The organism is Sphingomonas sanguinis (assembly GCF_019297835.1).
Classification (GTDB): domain Bacteria; phylum Pseudomonadota; class Alphaproteobacteria; order Sphingomonadales; family Sphingomonadaceae; genus Sphingomonas; species Sphingomonas sanguinis_D.
Genome location: NZ_CP079203.1, coordinates 1,059,370 through 1,076,572, shown reverse-complemented (window position 1 = coordinate 1,076,572; position 17,203 = coordinate 1,059,370). Strand labels below are relative to the sequence as shown.

At 66.7% G+C, this 17,203-nt stretch carries 15 protein-coding genes; 12 read left to right on the top strand and 3 right to left on the bottom strand.

Annotated elements, in window-relative coordinates; genetic code table 11:
* The first annotated feature begins 65 nt into the window (after positions 1 to 65).
* Positions 66 to 542: a transcription elongation factor GreA gene (gene greA / locus KV697_RS04680; protein WP_042483476.1), complete on the top strand. Its 477-nt coding sequence runs from the start codon at positions 66 to 68 to the stop codon at positions 540 to 542.
* A gap of 4 nt (positions 543 to 546) precedes the next feature.
* On the top strand, positions 547 to 1,185 hold the full coding sequence (locus tag KV697_RS04675; RefSeq protein WP_219020295.1) for a rhomboid family intramembrane serine protease: 639 nt from the start codon (positions 547 to 549) through the stop codon (positions 1,183 to 1,185).
* A gap of 211 nt (positions 1,186 to 1,396) precedes the next feature.
* Here the strand turns inward: KV697_RS04675 and KV697_RS04670 are convergent, their stop codons facing one another.
* Positions 1,397 to 1,612 carry a DUF4170 domain-containing protein gene (locus KV697_RS04670; RefSeq protein ID WP_219020294.1) on the bottom strand — a complete coding sequence of 72 codons (216 nt, stop codon included), beginning with the start codon at positions 1,610 to 1,612 and terminating at the stop codon, positions 1,397 to 1,399.
* A 128-nt stretch (positions 1,613 to 1,740) separates the two neighbouring features.
* Here KV697_RS04670 and KV697_RS04665 point away from each other — a divergent pair, with 128 nt between their 5' ends.
* From KV697_RS04665 to KV697_RS04650, 4 genes are all read left to right on the top strand, one after another.
* Positions 1,741 to 2,991, top strand: a complete 1,251-nt coding sequence (locus tag KV697_RS04665; RefSeq protein ID WP_219020293.1) for an NAD(P)/FAD-dependent oxidoreductase — start codon at positions 1,741 to 1,743, stop codon at positions 2,989 to 2,991.
* Between the two features lie 75 nt (positions 2,992 to 3,066).
* Entirely contained in the window at positions 3,067 to 5,307 is a 2,241-nt protein-coding gene (locus tag KV697_RS04660; protein ID WP_219020292.1) for an alpha-galactosidase, read from the top strand.
* Between the two features lie 135 nt (positions 5,308 to 5,442).
* The gene (locus KV697_RS04655; protein ID WP_219020291.1) at positions 5,443 to 5,637 is read left to right on the top strand and encodes a hypothetical protein; all 195 of its coding nucleotides are present in this window, start codon (positions 5,443 to 5,445) and stop codon (positions 5,635 to 5,637) included.
* Positions 5,638 to 5,679: 42 nt separating this feature from the next.
* Complete coding sequence (locus KV697_RS04650; protein WP_219020290.1) at positions 5,680 to 7,512, top strand: FUSC family protein; 1,833 nt, start codon at positions 5,680 to 5,682, stop codon at positions 7,510 to 7,512.
* Between the two features lie 297 nt (positions 7,513 to 7,809).
* Here KV697_RS04650 and KV697_RS04645 read toward each other — a convergent pair whose 3' ends face one another.
* Complete coding sequence (locus tag KV697_RS04645; RefSeq protein ID WP_219020289.1) at positions 7,810 to 8,517, bottom strand: FadR/GntR family transcriptional regulator; 708 nt, start codon at positions 8,515 to 8,517, stop codon at positions 7,810 to 7,812.
* A gap of 209 nt (positions 8,518 to 8,726) precedes the next feature.
* Here KV697_RS04645 and KV697_RS04640 point away from each other — a divergent pair, with 209 nt between their 5' ends.
* The 3 genes from KV697_RS04640 (at position 8,727) to KV697_RS04630 (ending at position 12,400) form a co-directional block, all read left to right on the top strand.
* A complete protein-coding gene (locus KV697_RS04640) occupies positions 8,727 to 10,694 on the top strand; it encodes a CocE/NonD family hydrolase (RefSeq protein WP_219020288.1) in 1,968 nt (655 codons plus the stop codon).
* Positions 10,695 to 10,821: 127 nt separating this feature from the next.
* Entirely contained in the window at positions 10,822 to 11,958 is a 1,137-nt protein-coding gene (locus KV697_RS04635; RefSeq protein ID WP_219020287.1) for a GAF domain-containing protein, read from the top strand.
* Positions 11,921 to 12,400, top strand: a complete 480-nt coding sequence (locus KV697_RS04630) for a response regulator (protein ID WP_219020286.1) — start codon at positions 11,921 to 11,923, stop codon at positions 12,398 to 12,400. Before KV697_RS04635 ends, KV697_RS04630 begins: the two co-directional genes overlap by 38 nt.
* 8 nt (positions 12,401 to 12,408) lie before the next feature.
* Here the strand turns inward: KV697_RS04630 and KV697_RS04625 are convergent, their stop codons facing one another.
* A complete protein-coding gene (locus tag KV697_RS04625) occupies positions 12,409 to 12,843 on the bottom strand; it encodes a MarR family winged helix-turn-helix transcriptional regulator (RefSeq protein ID WP_219020285.1) in 435 nt (144 codons plus the stop codon).
* Between the two features lie 96 nt (positions 12,844 to 12,939).
* Here KV697_RS04625 and KV697_RS04620 point away from each other — a divergent pair, with 96 nt between their 5' ends.
* The 3 genes from KV697_RS04620 to KV697_RS04610 are packed head-to-tail and all read left to right on the top strand — an operon-like array spanning position 12,940 to position 17,173.
* A complete protein-coding gene (locus tag KV697_RS04620; RefSeq protein ID WP_257575611.1) occupies positions 12,940 to 14,136 on the top strand; it encodes an HlyD family secretion protein in 1,197 nt (398 codons plus the stop codon).
* Positions 14,133 to 15,686, top strand: coding sequence for an MDR family MFS transporter (locus KV697_RS04615; RefSeq protein ID WP_219020284.1), 1,554 nt, complete (start codon positions 14,133 to 14,135; stop codon positions 15,684 to 15,686). The genes KV697_RS04620 and KV697_RS04615 overlap by 4 nt, the downstream gene beginning before the upstream one ends.
* Positions 15,687 to 15,694: 8 nt before the next feature.
* Positions 15,695 to 17,173 (top strand): efflux transporter outer membrane subunit, encoded by a 1,479-nt coding sequence (locus tag KV697_RS04610; RefSeq protein WP_219020283.1) that lies wholly within the window; start codon positions 15,695 to 15,697, stop codon positions 17,171 to 17,173.
* The last annotated feature ends 30 nt before the right edge of the window (positions 17,174 to 17,203 follow it).

Below are 17,203 nucleotides of genomic sequence, written 5' to 3'. Positions count from 1 at the left end.
GACCGCTCTCCCGGTTTGGGAGGGCGGTCCGTACCGGGAATGCGTAAGAATTGGGGACTAGGAATATGGCGACCGTCGAAAAGATGCCGATGCTCCAGGAGGGCTATGACAAGCTCACCCAGGACCTGCGGCGTCTGAAAGAAGAGCGGCCGCTGATCGTCGACGCGATCGAGGAAGCGCGTGCACACGGCGACCTGTCCGAAAACGCCGAATATCATGCGGCCAAGGAACGCCAGGGCCAGGTGGAGGCGACGATCGCCGACATCGAGGACAAGCTGAGCCGTGCGCAGATCATCGACCCGAAGGATCTGTCGGGCGACAAGATCGTGTTCGGTGCGACCGTCACGCTGCTCGACGAGGATGACAAGCCGGTCAAGTATCAGATCGTCGGCCAGACCGAGGCGGACGCCAAGACCGGCCGGATCAGCTACAACTCGCCGCTCGGCCGGGCGCTGATCGGGCGCAAGCTGGACGAAGAGGTCGAGGTGACGGTGCCGTCGGGCGACCGTTATTACGTCGTCAGCAAGATCGAGTTCATCTGACCCGATGAACTGGGCAGCGGCACGGGCCACGACGGCCATCGCGGTCGTCACGGCGGCCGTGTCGCTGATCCTCATCGTCACCGGCATGGTGCCGGATGCGGCGGTGGCGGGCGGTTTCATACCCCTGCGTTTCGAGGGCGCGACGCTGCCGCCCGATTTCGGCTTTTTGGTGCCGACGCTGCTGACCCCGCTCAGCGCGACGCTGATCCATGGCGGGTTCGCGCATATCGCCTTCAATCTGGTGATGCTGGTCTATTGCGGCGCGCAGACCGAGCGCGCGCTGGGGCCGCGAGGCATCGCGGTGCTGTACGTCGTGGGTGCCTATGCCGCCGCGATGGCGCAATATTTCCCCGATCCCGCCTCGCCCATGCCGATGATCGGCGCGAGCGGGGCGATCTCGGCGATCGTCGGAGCCTATGCGCTGCTGTTCGGGCGGCGGCGTGCGACCAGGGGTGTCGCCGGACTGTCGGCCGAGTTCACCCATGTCCTGTGGCTGGCGGCGGGGTGGATCGGCATCCAACTGCTGCTCGGCTATGCGGGCATGGGAATGGGCACGATCGCCGTCGCCGCGCATATCGGCGGGTTCATTGCGGGGCTGGTCTTTGCCAAGCCGTTGTTGCTGTGGCGCTATCGCAACGCCTGAAGCGAGGAGGATTCTATCCCACCCTCCGTTCCGCCTGAGCGCAGTCGAAGGCCATGCTTCAGCCTCGCCCAGCACCGGGCGTTTTCCCATGCACTTCGACTTCGCTCAGTGCGAGCGGAGTGAGTTGTATGGGGCAAGAGCGGATTTCCGACCGCCGTTCAGCCTGAGCGAAGTCGAAGGCCACGCCCCGACCTCGCCCAAGGCCGCAAGATCAATCCAGCGACGGCTCCAGCAAACGGTGGAGGTGCACCACCACGAACTTCATCTCGGCATCGTCGACGGTGCGCTGCGCGGCGGCGCGCCAGGCCTTTTCGGCGCTGGCATAGTCGGGGAATACGCCGACCACTTCCAGCCCGGCGGGATCGACGAAATCGAGGGTCTGCGGGTCGCTGACGCGGCCGCCGAACACGAGGTGCAGCTTGCTCATGGTTTCTCCTGAGGATTTGCGCTTTCCCCTAGCGGCAAGCGTCGCGCGATTGAAGACGCTCTTTCGCACTTGTAACGCTTTGTCATGCTGATTGGCAGGTGCCGTCTCTCCATTCTAGGGAGGAGGTCATGAACCATATCGTCCATTCGTCTTACGACATCGTTATCGTCGGCACCGGCCACGCGGGGGCGCAGGCTGCTATCGCGCTGCGTCAGGAAGGGTTCCAGGGCACGATCGCGATGATCGGCGAAGAGGACTGGCCACCCTATGAGCGCCCGCCGCTGTCCAAGGAGTATCTGGCCGGGGACAAGCCGTTCGAGCGTATCCTGATCCGCCCCGAGCGTTTCTGGGAAGAGCGCGCGATCACGCTGCGGCTGGGCGAGCAGGTCGTCGCGGTCGATGCCGAGGCGCGGTGCCTGACCACGGCGGCGGGCATCGTAATCGACTATGGCACGCTGATCTGGGCGGCAGGTGGCCATGCCCGGCGGCTGAGCTGCGATGGCCACCAGCTGACTGGCGTGCACGGTGTCCGCACCCGCGCCGATGTCGACCGGCTGATCGCCGAACTGCCCGCAGTGCGTGAGGTGGTGGTCATCGGTGGCGGCTATATCGGGCTGGAGGCCGCCGCCGTGCTGACCAAGTTCGGCAAGGCCGTCACCATCGTCGAGGCGCAGGACCGGGTGCTCGCGCGCGTCGCTGGCGAGGCGCTGTCGCGCTTCTACGAAGCCGAACACCGCGCGCAGAGCGTGACGGTGCGGCTCAACGAGAGCGTGGCGTGTATCGAGGGAGAGGGGCGGATCAGCGGCGTCCGGCTGGCCGACGGTACGGTGCTGGCCGCCCAGATGGCGATCGTCGGCATCGGCATCGTGCCCGCGGTCCAGCCCCTGATCGCGGCCGGAGCGACGGGCGACAATGGCGTCGCGGTCGATGCGCAAGGACGCACCAGCCTGGCCCATATCTATGCGGTGGGCGATTGTGCGGCCCATGCCAACGACTTTGCCGATGGCGCCGTCATCCGGCTGGAATCGGTGCAGAACGCTCATGATCAGGCGACGGTGGCGGCGCGCACGATCATGGGGCGCGAGGTGGCCTATCATGCGGTGCCCTGGTTCTGGTCGAACCAATATGACCTGAAGTTGCAGACGGTCGGCCTGTCGACCGGGCACGACCAGGCGATTCTGCGTGGCGATCCGGCCACGCGGAGTTTCTCGGTCGTCTATCTGCGCCAGGGCCGGGTGATCGCGCTCGATTGCGTCAATGCGATGCGCGACTTCGTGCAGGGCAAGGCGCTGGTCGCCGATGGCGCCACCGTGGCGGTCGAGGCGTTGGCCGATGCCGGTCGTCCGCTCAAGACGCTGTGGCCGCTGGCCGTGCAATGATCTTCTGAAACGAGCGCTTGCATCACGGCCCCGCGCTATGTCAGACTTAATGCAAAGGTTTGCAGGAGAGGTGTGATGCGCTGGCGGAATGCGATTCTGGCAGGGGTGGGTCTGGCTACGCTGGCGGCGCCGGTTTCGGCGAAGGTGACCGCACCGACGGGGGCGAAGGTGTTCCGCCTCGATGGCGGCGGCGTCACCTATGCGATGGGGGTGGACGAGAAGGGCTATCTCCAGCCGCTTTACTGGGGATCGGCACTGGCGGAGGGCGATCCGCTGATCTCGGGCGATCCGGTCAAGACGGGCGACCCGATCGTCCTGAAAGCGCCCGGCGAACTGTCCGGCTTCGACCCCGCCGGTTCGGTTACGCTTCAGGAGTTTCCGGGGCAGGGCGAGGGGCTGGTCAATGATCCGGGCGTCAAGGCGCTGTTCGCAGATGGCAATCGCGATCTCGTCCTCAAATATCGCAGCCACAAGGTCAGTGGCGAGACGCTGACCGTCGAACTGGCGGACATCCGCCGCCCGCTGTTCGTCACGCTGACCTATACGATCGACCCCGCGACCGGCATCGTCGCCCGCTCGGCCAAGGTTCGGAACGGGGATGCGAAGCCGGTACGCGTCGACCAGCTGGCGGCGGCGGTCCTCTCGCTGCCGGTCGGCGACGATTACCGGCTTCATTATCTGACCGGCCGCCATGCCGCCGAATGGACGCAGAAGACGGTACCGGTCGAGCCGGCCGCTACCGTGCTGGAAAGCCGTCGCGGCTCGACCGGCCATGGCAACAATCCCTGGTTCGCGATCGGCCGGGAAGGGCTGACCAGCGAGGAGCATGGGCCGGTCTGGTATGGTGCGCTGGCTTGGTCGGGCTCGTTCCGGATCAGCGTGGCATCGGACAATCTGGGCCGGGTGCGGATCGCGGGCGGATATAATCCTTACGACTTTTCCTGGACGCTGAAGCCGGGCGAGACGCTCGACACGCCGGTCTTTTATGCAGGCTATTCGGGCGACGGGCTGGGTGGAGCCTCGCGCACCTTCCATAAATTCGAGGTCGCCAATATCCTGCCCCACGGGACGAAGGCGCGGCTGCGTCCGGTCCTCTACAACAGCTGGGAGGCGACGGCTTTCGACGTGACCGAGGCGGGGCAGATGGCGCTGGCCGAAAAGGCGGCGAAGATCGGCGTCGAGCGGTTCGTGGTCGATGACGGCTGGTTCGGCGCACGCAACAACGACAAGGCCGGCTTAGGCGACTGGACCGTCAACCCGACCAAATTCCCCAACGGGCTGAAGCCCCTGATCGACCGGGTGAAGGGGCTGGGCATGGACTTCGGCCTGTGGGTCGAGCCCGAGATGGTGAATGTCGACAGCGACCTGTACCGCGCCCATCCCGACTGGGTGCTGAATTTCCCCGACCGGCCGCGCACCGAGGGGCGCAACCAGCTCGTCCTCAACCTCGCGCGCACCGATGTCCGCGATCATTTGCTGGCCGTGCTCGACAAGCTGGTGAGCGACAACGACATCGCCTTCCTGAAGTGGGATTATAACCGCAACTGGACGGAGGCGGGCTGGCCCGAGCAGCCGGTCACCGACCAGCAACGCGTCTATGTCGAATATGTCCGCAACCTCTATTATATCCTGTCCGAGCTGCGGCGGCGGCACCCCAAGCTGGAGATCGAATCCTGTTCGGGCGGCGGCGGTCGCGTCGACCTTGGCATCATCGGGCTGACCGATGAAGTGTGGCCCTCAGACAATACCGACCCCGCCGACCGGCTGACCGTTCAGGACGGCTTTACCCGCGCCTATCCGGTGGCGGTCATGATGGCCTGGGTCACGGACAGCCCCAATTGGGCGAACACGCGCGTCACCAGCCTGGACTATCGTTTCCTGTCGTCGATGCAGGGCGGGCTGGGGATAGGCGCGAACTTGGACAAATGGGCGGACGCGGACTTCGCCACGGCGCGCAAATGGGTGGCGGCGTACAAGACCATTCGCGAGACGGTGCAGCGCGGTGCGCTCTATCGGCTGGAGTCCCCCACTGGCGACAATGCGACCTCGGCCACCATGTATGTCGGGCAGGACAAGCGGCAGGCGGTGCTGTTCCAGATGTTGCACTCGTCCATGTGGCGCGACAATCCCGCCGCGATCCATGCGCAGGGGCTGGACCCGGCGAGGGTCTATGCGGTGCGGATGCTCGACGGCTCGGCGCGGCCTGCGGGGGTGCCTGGCCAAGCGTCGGGAGCCTATTGGATGAACCGGGGTTTGCGCGCGCCGCTGAAGGGGGATTATGTGGGAACCGCGTTCGTGTTCGAGGCGGTGAACTGATCGGCGGGGAAAATCATGCGAAGGACGGGTTGGGGCGTGACGGCGTGCGTGCTTCTGGCGGGATGCGCGTCCACACCCAGGGAAAAGCCGTTACTGACCAACCGGGCCCTCGCGCGAGCGGCGGCCAAATGCCATGTGAAATCCCTGGGCGTCCATTATTCGCGTACCGGCAAACTGCCTTATGGCGATTATCTGGTTCCGGCGGAGGAGGTCGACGCCGGACCTGATGCCCGTCCCAGCGCCCTGTGCATGCACCAAGCGCTCGAAGGGTATCTCTGGGACTATCTGGGTCAGGTCGAGCACGATCCGGCCACCCGGTCGGCGCGCTAGGATCGGTTGCCGGTCGTGGGGCCCGGGCACGGGGAGATTCGCGTGACGGAACGGGCCGGTGGCGAAGGACAACTGGGCGATCGATACGGACTGACCCGGGCGATCCGGCGGCTGGGCCGTCGGCTGGAGCTGCGATCGGTCAGCCTGATCCCCGAGCATCTCAATCGCGCGGAGGGCTATCGCGGCGCGGTGGCGGTTGCGTTGCCGCTGATCCTGGCGATCGTGACGGGGCGGAGCGAATGGGGATGGGCGGTCTATGCTGCCTTCTGGACCTGTTTGTGCGATGTGCCGGGGCCGGACAGGCTGCGACGTCGGTTGCTGGGAATCTTCCTGGTCGGGGGAACGGCGGTCGCGCTGGTCGGATCCTGGGCGGCGTCGATCGCGCCCCATGCGGGGATGATCGTCGGGCCGCTGCTCGTCTTTCTGGTGACGGCGGCGGCGGGGCGGCTGGCCTTTGGGGGGCTGGTTGGCACCCTGTCGGCGGTGGTCGCGGTCGTAGCGGTCGGCTTTCCGCACGACCTTCCTGCCGCAGCCCGGTTGTCGGCGGCATTTTTCGCGGGGGCGGCGTGGAGCTATCTGCTCATCAACATGCTTTGGCGGATCGATGCCTTCGACCCGCTGCGCCGCGCGACCCAGGCGGTGAGCGCAAGGCTGCTCGACATGGCCGATTATCTGGCGGGTCTGCGCGATCATCCCCATCGCGACGAGCGCTGGCATCGCGACCATGCCGAACATCGGCGCGCGGTGCGGCTGGCGATCGAACGGTTTCGCGAGGTTCTGGTCCGTTTCGCGGGCGAGCCGGGTCGGGCGAATGCGGCACGGCGCGAGTTGGCGGCGGCGGAGACGATGTTCGGCGCGCTGCTGGCACTGGACCAGGCATGCATCGATCGTTGGGGCAGTGCCCCGCAGCGCACCGTCCTCGCCGAGGCCTGCCGTGGCGCGGTGGCGAGCTGGTGCGTGTCCTTGCGCCGACGGTCGCGAGCAGAGGCTCCGCTGGAGCAGGCCAGCGCGACGATGCAGCGCGTGCGGGGCGAACTGACGGAGGACGTGTTCCGAGGATGCGCGGCCGCGTTCGGGACCGCCCTGACCCGGCTGTCCGAAGGGGATGACGAGGGCGAACCGGCCGTAACGGTGATGGACGCCGGGACGGCCAGGTCAACGCCGATGGTCATGGTCCAGCAAGCGCTGCGTCAGGCGGGAGGGCTGGTCATGGTCTATTACGCCGCCGCAGTCTTCGGTCTGGGTTATCCCTATTGGGCGGCGATGGCGGTGATCGTCGTGCTGCAGGGCGGCGTGCGGGTGACATGGGCGCGCTGTCTGGAGCGTATCGTCGGCAGCCTGCTCGGGGGAAGTCTGGCGATGGCGCTGCCCCTGCTGGGTGGCGGGCCGGTCGTGCCCGCGCTGGTCGCGGTGGTGCTGACCGCGCTGACGATGGCCCTGCGCTCGGTCAACTATACCATCTTCGTAGTTTTCCTCACTATGCTGTTCGTGCTGGTGACGGATATGCTCCATCCGGGAGTCGGCATCGCCTCGGCCCGGGTGGTCGACAATGTCGTGGGCAGCATCGCCGCACTCTTGGCGGTCTTTGCCTTTCGCCCCGATTTCGGGCCGCCCCTGCCAAGCCGGATCGAGGCGGGGATCGGCGCCAATCGCCTTTACGGTCAGGCGGTCGAAAGCGACCAGCCGCTCGCCGCGATCGAGGCTGCGCGCCGCGCCGCCGGGCGGGCGAGCGTCGAGGCGGAGATCGCGGCACATGACCTGAGCGGCTGGCTGCACCGGCTGAGCCATAGCCGCGCCGATCTGGCGGGGTTGCAGGACATGCGGAACCTGGCGGGACGCACCGCAATGGCCTGGCACGCGAAGCTGGGAGTGTGAGGGGAGGAGACAATCGAAATCGATGCCGGACTGTTGCTCCCCTCGCCCCTGGATAGGGGAGAGGGTTAGCGAAGCTTGCCAGCCTGCTGGCTAGCGCAGCTTGGGTGAGGGGTTGAGCGAGCCGAAAGGCTCGCGCGCTCGCGAAGGCGAGCGCTCACCCCTCACCCAGCTCCGACTAGGCCTTTGCTACGCAAAGACCAAGTCGGAGCAACCCTCTCCCCTCTACGAGGGGCGAGGGAAGGACAGGAGACCTTTATGTTGCTTGGCCAAGGCTTGGACGATCCCGTGTACTGCGCTTCAGTGCGCCAGCGCGCGTTCCGTATCCTCTCGCGCCTGTTCGACCAGCACGATCGTCGCGGCGCGCGCGGCGGCGGCGTCGGCCTCTGCGATGGCGGCGAACAGGTGGCGGTGTTCGGGCATGGAGTCGCGGGGCAGCTTGGCGCTGCGGTGCTTGTAGAGCGTGGTCCAGCGGACCGCCGCACCGATGCTGCCCGACAGGCTGATGAGCAGTTCGTTGCCCGTCGCCTCCAGGATGATGTTGTGGAACAGCTGGTCGGCGGCGCGGCCCTGTTCGGTGTGCAGGCCGTGTTCGCCCATCGCCTCCAGCGCGGCGCCCATGCGCGACAGCTGGCGCGTGTCGCGCTTGACGGCGGCGAGTTCGGCGGCGGCGGGCTCGACGATCAGGCGGAGCTGGAACAGGCTGGTGACGAAACCGGCGGGCGGCTCGCCCTCGAACATCCAGGCGAGCAGTTCGGGGTCGAGCAGGTTCCATTCCAGCCGCTCGCGCACCCGCGTTCCCGCCTTGGGCTTGCTGACCACCAGCCCCTTGGCCGCCAGCATCCGCAGCGCCTCGCGCACCACGGAGCGTGACATGCCGCGCTGTTCGGCGATCTCGACTTCGCCGGGCAGGGTCGATCCGGTGGCGATGCGGCCGGTTACGATGGCGACACCGATGTCCCGCGCCAAGGCGCTATGGGCGGGTCCGCGCCGCTTCAAGGTCGTCACTCGGTGGGTTCCTCCCCGGATCGCGGGGATCGCACCCCGTTGTTGTCTGACCATATTATGGGGCGAAGCAGCGAAAGGAAAGCTCGGGCGTGATTTGCATCATGCTTGCACGTCGAATGATACCATGTATCATTCACGCCGCTAGTTGCTCCCGGCCCCGTGTCGCGGCACGATACGGCATTCACCGACCATGAGGGGGTCTGTTTTTCATGCGTTTCCGCCAATTCCTTCTCGCCGCCAGCGCGCTTGCCGTCCTGACGCCCGCCACCGCGCAGCAGGCGCCCGCGACGGACCAGCAGCCGGTCAAGGTCGTCACCAACTCGACGGTCAGCGACATTCCCGCCCATTTCACCCCGCCGACCGATGTGGCGGAGCGGGATTATATCAAGCGCGAAGTGATGATCCCGATGCGCGACGGCGTGAAGCTCTACACCGTCATCGTGATCCCGAAGAACGCGGTGAACGCGCCGATCGTCCTGACCCGCACTCCCTATAATGCGGCGGGCCGTGCCAAGCGTTCCGACAGCACCCGGATGATCGAGGCGCTGCCGCTGGCCGATGAGGAGTTCGTGAAGGCGGGCTATATCCGCGTCTATCAGGACATTCGCGGCAAATACGGCTCGGAAGGGGAATATGTCGTCACCCGGCCCGTGATCGGCCCCCTGAACGCGACCAAGGTCGATCACACGACCGACGCCTATGACACGATCGACTGGCTGGTGAACAAGGCGAACCTGCCCCAATCCAATGGCCGGGTCGGCATGATCGGTTCGTCCTATGAGGGCTTCACCGTCGTCATGGCGCTCCTCAACCCGCACCCCGCGCTGAAGGTCGCCGCGCCCGAAAGCCCGATGATTGACGGCTGGATGGGCGACGACTGGTTCCATTACGGCGCGTTTCGTCTGGCCAATATCGCCTGGATCGGGTCGCAGACCGGCTACAAGGGCGAGGGCAAGGCCCCGTCCAGCGGCGGTTACGACGATTACGAGAATTTCCGCTACGGCTCGGCGAACGACTGGGCGAAGAAGTCGGGTTACGACCAGCTGCCCTTCTGGCAGCGTATCGTGCAGCACCCGTCGTATGATTTCTATTGGCAGGGTCAGGCGCTCGACAAGCTGCTGGCGGCGAACCCGTCCAACGTCCCGACCATCTGGGAACAGGGGCTGTGGGACCAGGAGGACATGTACGGCGCGATCACGTCCTGGGAAGCGCTGAAGGCCAAGGGCAAGCTGGGCAACAATTTCCTCGTGATGGGGCCGTGGCGGCATAGCCAGATCAACCGCACCGGCACCAACCTCGGCCCGTTCCAATGGAATGGCGACACCGCCAAGCAGTTCCGCGAGGATATGGTCCTGCCGCTGTTCAACCAGTATCTGAAGGACGGCGCGCCCGCGAACCTGCCCAGCGCCGCCATCTACAACACCGGCGAAAACCATTGGGACAAGCTGACGCAATGGCCGCTCGCCTGCCAGAGCGGGTGCGCGGCTCCGTTGACCCCGCTCTATCTGGCCGATGACAAGGGGCTGAGCTTCGACAAGCCGGGGACGGGGGCGGATGCCTATGTCTCCGATCCGGCCAATCCGGTGCCGCATCTATCGCGCCCGGTAAACTTCAACGACGGCCGCTGGGGCGACTGGCTGGTCAGCGATCAGCGGCACGCCGATGGCCGAACCGATGTCGTGACCTATACGACGCCGGTCCTGACCAAGGCGGTGCGCGTCTCGGGCGCGCCGATTGCCGATCTGTTCGCGCGCACGACCGGCACCGATGGCGATTTCGTGGTGAAGATCATTGACGTGCTCCCGCCGGAGAATGCCATCGATCCGAAGATGGGGGGCTATGAGCTGCCGATCAGCCTCGACATCTTCCGGGGGCGCTATCGCAACAGCTTCTCCAACCCGACCGCCATTCCGGCGGGCAAGGTGCAGGAATACAAGTTCCGCCTGCCGACGGTAAACCATGTGTTCCAGCCGGGGCACCGGATCATGATCCAGGTCCAGTCCAGCCTGTTCGCGCTCTACGACCGCAATCCGCAGACCTTCGTGCCCAATATCTTCACGGCCAAGGCGAGCGATTACAGGAAGGCGACGATCACGCTGGAGCGCGGTGGCGCCAATGCCAGCCGCGTCTGGCTGCCGGTCGTGCCGCTCGACCAGTCGGCGGTGACGGCGCGCTGATCCGTCCGGGCGGGAGGGGGCCGAGGCCGCCTTCCGCCCGATGGTTTTGCCCAAACAGCTCTTGGAGCCACGGGCCGGTATCGCTATCCTGCTGGTCGTGGCTCTCCCACCACCTTTAGCACCGCCTTTGCCGCTACCCGGCGAAGCGATCGGACCGGCTGCGCCCAGCCCTGCGGATGCGCAGCGCTACCTCTCGCTTGTGGCCGCCGCGACCGATCGGCTGATGGCCGCCGACGATCCCGGTGCGATGATCGACTCGCTGTTCGCGCTGATCCGCGACGAACTGCGCCTCGACGTGTTCTTCCATTTTCGCCGCGATGGCGATGCCGCGCGGCTGGAGACCTCGGGCGGCCTGACCCGTGCCGAGCGACAGGCGGCGGCCGGTCTGGACATCGGCCCTTCCGCCTGCGGCCAGGCGATGCGCGAGCGGCGGACGCTGCACCTGACCGATATCCAGACCAGCGGTGAGGAGCGGACGGGGTTCGTCCGGTCGCTGGGCGTCCAGGTCTATCTGTGTATGCCGCTGCTCCATGGTGACGAGCTGTTGGGCACGCTCGGCTTCGGGCGGCGTGCGGCGCGGCCGTTCGACGAGGAGGAGCGGCGCTTGTTGCTGCTGCTCTGCCATTATGCCGCATTGGCGCAGCATCGGTTGCGGATCGAGGAGGCGCTGCGGCGCGGGCTCGATACCCAGGCGCAGTTGCTGGCCGAGTTGAACCACCGGGTCCGCAACGCGCTGCAGGTGGCGATCGGTCTCGTCTCGCATGAAGGGCGGGAGGCTCCCGATACGGGCACGCGCCGCGCGCTGATGCGGGCGGCAGAACGGTTGCAGGTGCTGGCGAGCGCGCACCGGCCGCTCTACGCTACTGCCGATCCGGGGCTGGTCGACCTGCCCGCGCTGTTCGGCGACGTGATCGCGCAACTGCGCGGCGAGACGGGAGAATCGCCGATCACGGTTGGCAGCCGGGTCGCGGTGCCGATCGAACGCGCGGTGGCGGCCGCGCTGCTGCTCGATGCGCTGATGGCGCAAGGGGCAGGGGTGCCTCGCATCGGCTTCACGGTGAACGGAGTGCCGGGGAACGAAATGCTCCGTATCTCGTTTGAGGCGATCGGATGGGGACGTATCGCCGATGTGATCGACCGGGATCGATTGATGGCGAGGCTTTGCCATCAGTTGCGCGCGACGTTGACGAACGAGGATGATGGGTGCCTGATCTTGGTCATGCCGCATGACGGCGGCGCGTACGGGGCTTGCCCCGCGTCCTGAAGAACTTGCCGATGACGATCGCGGCGACGAAACCCCGCTGAACCTCCTGATCATCGAGGATGAGGCGCTGGTCGCCATGCTGGTCGAGGATGCGCTGACGCTGCACGGCCACCGCGTGATCGGCATTGCCGACACCGTCTCCGCCGCCATGGCGCTGGTCGATGAGGGGCGCCCCGACCTTGCGCTGTGCGATGTGAAGCTGGCCGATGGCGATAGCGGGCTGACCGCCGCACAACTGCTCGCCGATCGCGGCATTCCCTGCATCTTCCTGAGCGGCAATTGTCCCGAGCGCGGCGGCCATCCGCTGGTCATCGGCTGCATCGCCAAGCCGTTTCGCGCGGGCAGCCTGGGCGCCGCCGTCCGTGCCGCGCATGTGGTGGCGCAGGGCGGGCGGCCCAATGATCCGCCAGCCGCGCTGCGTTTCTATGGCGAGCGGATCTGATCGCAGTTCTAGTTTCCGGGCGAACCCTTGATCGCCTGTTCCATCTTGTCGAGGATTCGCGCGAACTGCCCGACTTCCTCATCGCTCAGCAAGCCGAAGGCCTGAGCGATCAGCGTTCGACGCAGCGGCTCGGTCTGGCGCAGGACCTGCCGCCCATGATCGGTGATGTCGAGCCGCTTCGCCCGTCGGTCGTCGGGGTCGGGCACGCGCACCACCAGCGAGTCGCGCTCCATCGTGTCGATCGCCTGTGTCACCGTGCGCGGGGCCAGGTCGAACCAGTCGGCGACATCGGCGGCACGAACCGGCGCGTTGTTGGCGATGAAATGGAGCATCTTGGTGCGCGCCAGCGAGGCGCCCTGCGCGGCCATCTGCCGGTCGAGAAGCCGGTGGAAACGCAGATAAATGCGGCTGTAGCGGAGCGCCAGGGTTTCATAATCGCACATAATATGAGGTAGCTCAATAAATGGTCTTGCCTTATTGTGCAAGTGCGAGCAAATGCACCATCCAGTTCTTTTGATTCCATCGACAGGGAAGCCGCTGTGGCCGACGCAAACCAAGTGAATGAGGGGCAGGACGCCGAACGCCAGGACGCGGAGACGGCGGAGGACAAGACCCCCGTATCGCCCGCCAAGAAGCGGCGCATCCGCGTCATCCTGCTGATCGTCGCGGCGGTCGCGGTGATCGGCGGCGTCTTCTGGTATGCGAACTACAAGAGCGTCGGCCAGTATATGCAGACGACCAACGACGCCTTCATCCAGGCGGATGCGGTCACGGTCGCGCCCAAGGTCTCGGGCTATGTCGACAAGGTGTTCGTCGGCGAAAACCAGAATGTCCAGGCGGGCCAGCCGCTGCTCCAGATCGACACCCGCGACTATCAGGCGCAGACCGCGCAGATCCAGGCGCAGATCGGTGTCGCCCGCGCCAATGCCGAGGGTGTCCAGGCGCAGATCAAGGAGCAACAGGCCGCGATCGACCGCGCCGAGGCCGATCTCCGCGCCGCGCAGAGCGACGCCGCCTTCGCGCAGGCCGAGGTGACGCGCTACACGCCGCTCGCCGCATCGGGCGCCGAGAGCCGCGAGCGTCTGTCGCAGCTTCAGAACCAGGCGCGTCAGGCCAATGCCAAGGTCGCCGCTGCTTCCGCCGCGCTGGCCGCGTCGCGTCGCCGTATCGGCACGCTCGACGCGCAGGTGCAGCAGGCGCGTTCGCAGGGGCAGGCCGCCAAGGCGCAGCTGGACGCCGCCGAGGTCAATCTGGGCTCGACGACGATCCGCGCCTCGATCGGCGGTCGCGTCGGCAACAAGACGGTGCGCGTTGGCCAGTTCCTGCAGGCGGGCACCCGCACCATGTCGATCGTGCCGGTCAGCCAGTTGTACATCAACGCGAACTTCAAGGAGACGCAGCTGGGCCTGATGCGCCCCGGCCAGCCGGTGAAGATCGACGTCGATGCGCTGCCGGGGGTCGAGATCAAGGGGCATGTCGAGAGCGTGGCACCGGGCACCGGTGCGCAATTCTCGCTGCTGCCGCCGCAGAACGCGACCGGCAACTTCACCAAGATCGTGCAGCGCGTGCCCGTCCGCATCGCGGTCGACGCCGATGCGCAGACCCGTGCGCTGATGGTGCCGGGCATGTCGGTCGAGGTGACGGTCGACACCCGCTCGGCCAAGGGCGCGCTGAAGCACATCGCCGAGCAGCAGGACCAGCATAACGAAGCGCGGGAGGGGGCGCAGCGCCAGTGAGCGCCGCCGCCGCCCAGCGGGGCGCCCCTCCGGCCAAGGCGGACCTGACCGCCTGGCTCGCCGTCGCGGCGGGCAGCATCGGCGCACTGATGGCGACGCTCGACATCTCGATCGTCAACTCCGCGCTGCCGACCATCCAGGGCGAGATCGGCGCGAGCGGGACCGAGGGGACGTGGATCGCGACCTCTTATCTTGTCGCCGAAATCATCATCATTCCGCTGTCGGCGTGGCTGGAGCGGTTGCTCGGCCTGCGCACCTTCCTGCTGATCGCATCGATCCTGTTCACCGGCTTTTCGGTGGTCTGCGGCCTGTCGACCAACCTGACGATGATGATCATCGGCCGCGCGGGGCAGGGCATCACCGGCGGCGCGCTGATCCCCACCGCGCTGACCATCATCGCCACCCGTCTGCCGCGCGAGCAGCAGCCGATCGGGACGGCGTTCTTCGGCGTCACCGCCATTCTGGGTCCCGTCATGGGGCCACTGATCGGCGGCTGGCTGACCGAGAATGTCAGCTGGCACTATGCCTTCTTCCTCAACATCCCCGTCGGCGCGGTGCTCGTCACGCTGCTGCTCGTCGGCCTGCCGCACCAGAAGCCGCATCTGTCCGAACTGGCCAAGGCCGATTGGCTGGGTATTGCGGGCCTTGCTCTGGGGCTGGGCGGCCTGACCGTCGTGCTCGAGGAAGGGCAGCGCGAGCAATGGTTCGAGTCGCGCGAGATTATCGAGTTGACCGCGCTGTCGATCTTCGGCTTCGGCCTGTTGTTCGCCGGGCAGTTCGTCGCATCGCGCCCGGTCATCCGGTTGAAGTTGCTGCTCGACCGCCAGTTCGGCAGCGTCGTCATCATGGGCATCGTGCTGGGCATGGTGCTCTACGGCACCTCTTATGTGATCCCGCAGTTCCTCGCCTCGATCGCTGGCTATAACGCGTTCCAGGCGGGCAAGGTCGTGCTGTTGAGCGGCATCCCCAGCCTGCTCATGATGCCGTTCACCCCGATCCTCATCAAGAAGGTCGACATCCGTATCGCGGTTGGCCTGGGGCTGGGCATTATGGCGCTGAGCGCGGGGATCGACACGGTGCTGACCGCCGATTCCACCGGCAGTTCGTTCACCGACAGCCAGTTGTTGCGCGGTGTCGGCACGATCCTGGGCATGTTGTTCCTGAACCAGGCGGCGATCTCGTCGGTGCCGCCGTCGCAGGCGGGCGATGCGGCGGGACTGTTCAGCGCGGCGCGCAACCTGGGCGGCTCCTTCGCACTGGCGGGCATCGCCACCGTGCAGGACCAGCGCAGCTTCCTGCACGAGCGTCGGCTGGAGGAATCGCTGACGGCCAATTCGGGGGCGACCCAGGGATGGATCGACGCGCTGACCCAGCAATTCGGCAGCCCCGACGCCGCGCTGCGCATGATCGGTAATACGATCCGGCAACAGGCGCTGGTCATGACCTATAACGACCTGTTCTTCATCCTGTGCGTCGGCATCATCATGGTGATGCCGCTTGTCCTGTTCCTCCGTCCGCTGCCCAAGGGCGGCCCCGTGGCGATGCATTGAGACCCATGATGCGCAAGCAGCTTTCCCTCATCCCGCTCCTCCTGCTGGGGGCCTGCACCGTCGGGCCGAACTATGCCGGGCCGCCCAAGGCGATCGGTTCGGCCGCGACCCCGCCTGCCGGGTTCGCGCGCGCCGACACCACGCTGGCGACGACGGCACCGGCGGTCGCCGACTGGTGGACGACGCTGAACGATCCGATGCTCAACTGGCTGGAGGAGCGGGCGCTGGCGTCCAATCCGAATGTCGCGGTGGCGCAGGCCCGACTGAAGCAGGCGCGGTCCTCGCTGCGACTGGAACGCGCCAATCAGGCGCCCAATGCGAATGCCAGCGCGACCTATCTCCACGCCAATCTGCCCGAACTCAACCTCGGCGGCGGTGGCGGAGAGCAGGGCGGCGCCAATGGCGGCGCGTCCGGCGGTTCGGCGAGCGGCTCTGGCGGCGGCACCAATGTCGACTTCTTCAACCTGGGATTCGATGCCAGCTGGGAGATCGATCTGTTCGGCGGCCGTCGTCGCACCGTCGAGGCCGCGCGCGCCAGCGCCGAGGCGGCGGAGGCCAATGTCGCCGATGCACAGGTTTCGCTCAGCGCCGATGTCGCCCAGGCCTATGTCGGGCTTCGCGATGCGCAGCAGCGGCTGATCCTGGCGCGTGAGGCGTCGAAGATGCAGCGCGATACGCTGAACCTGACGCTCCAGCGGTTCAACAACGGCACCGCCTCACAACTGGAGGTCGAGCGGTTGCGCAATCAGGTGGAGAGCACCGATGCGCAGATCCTGCCGCTGTCGTCCTCGGTGGAGACCTATCTCAATGCGCTGGCCATCCTGATCGGCGAGGCACCCGGTACGCTTGACCAGCGCCTGGCCCAGGCGGGGCCGGTGCCGTTGCCGCCGGCGCAGGTGGCGGTCGGCGATCCCACTGCGTTGCTCCAGCGTCGCCCGGACATCCGCGCGGCCGAGCGCAATCTGGCGGCACAGACTGCCAGGATCGGCGTGGCGGAGGCGGCGAAGTTTCCGCGCCTCAACCTGATGGGCATCATCGGCATCGGCGGCACCTCGCTCGACGCGCTGACCGATCTCGACAATCTGGTGACGCTGGGTGCGCCGATGCTTCAGTGGAACGTCCTGAACTTCGGCCGCGCCAATGCGCGGGTCGGTCAGGCCGAGGGCGCGCGCGACGAGGCGGAGGCGCGTTATCGCGGTGCGGTTCTGTCGGCACTGCGCGATGCCGAGGATTCGCTGTCGCGCTTCCGGGCGCGGCGGAATACGGTGGCGACGCTGGCGCGGGCCAAGGCGTCGGCGGATCGCTCGGCGGTGCTGATGCAGCAGCGCTATCGGGCGGGGGCGGCCACGCTGATCGACACGCTGGACGCGGAACGGCAGCGGGTGGCGGCGCAGCAGTCGCTGTCGCAGGCGGTCGCCGGGCTGACGAATGATTACGTCGCGCTGCAAAAGGCGCTCGGCCTGGGTTGGCGGGCGCCGCAGTCATAAGGTTGGCATTCTTCCTCCCCTGCAAGGGGA

Excerpts from the sequence above, each read along its gene's own strand:
- greA (WP_042483476.1), top strand. The coding sequence starts at position 66 with ATGGCGACCGTCGAAAAGATGCCGATGCTCCAGGAGGGCTATGACAAG.
- KV697_RS04675 (WP_219020295.1), top strand. The coding sequence starts at position 547 with ATGAACTGGGCAGCGGCACGGGCCACGACGGCCATCGCGGTCGTCACG.
- KV697_RS04670 (WP_219020294.1), bottom strand. The coding sequence starts at position 1,612 with ATGAGCAAGCTGCACCTCGTGTTCGGCGGCCGCGTCAGCGACCCGCAG.
- KV697_RS04665 (WP_219020293.1), top strand. The coding sequence starts at position 1,741 with ATGAACCATATCGTCCATTCGTCTTACGACATCGTTATCGTCGGCACC.
- KV697_RS04660 (WP_219020292.1), top strand. The coding sequence starts at position 3,067 with ATGCGCTGGCGGAATGCGATTCTGGCAGGGGTGGGTCTGGCTACGCTG.
- KV697_RS04640 (WP_219020288.1), top strand. The coding sequence starts at position 8,727 with ATGCGTTTCCGCCAATTCCTTCTCGCCGCCAGCGCGCTTGCCGTCCTG.
- KV697_RS04630 (WP_219020286.1), top strand. The coding sequence starts at position 11,921 with ATGACGGCGGCGCGTACGGGGCTTGCCCCGCGTCCTGAAGAACTTGCC.
- KV697_RS04625 (WP_219020285.1), bottom strand. The coding sequence starts at position 12,843 with ATGTGCGATTATGAAACCCTGGCGCTCCGCTACAGCCGCATTTATCTG.
- KV697_RS04610 (WP_219020283.1), top strand. The coding sequence starts at position 15,695 with ATGCGCAAGCAGCTTTCCCTCATCCCGCTCCTCCTGCTGGGGGCCTGC.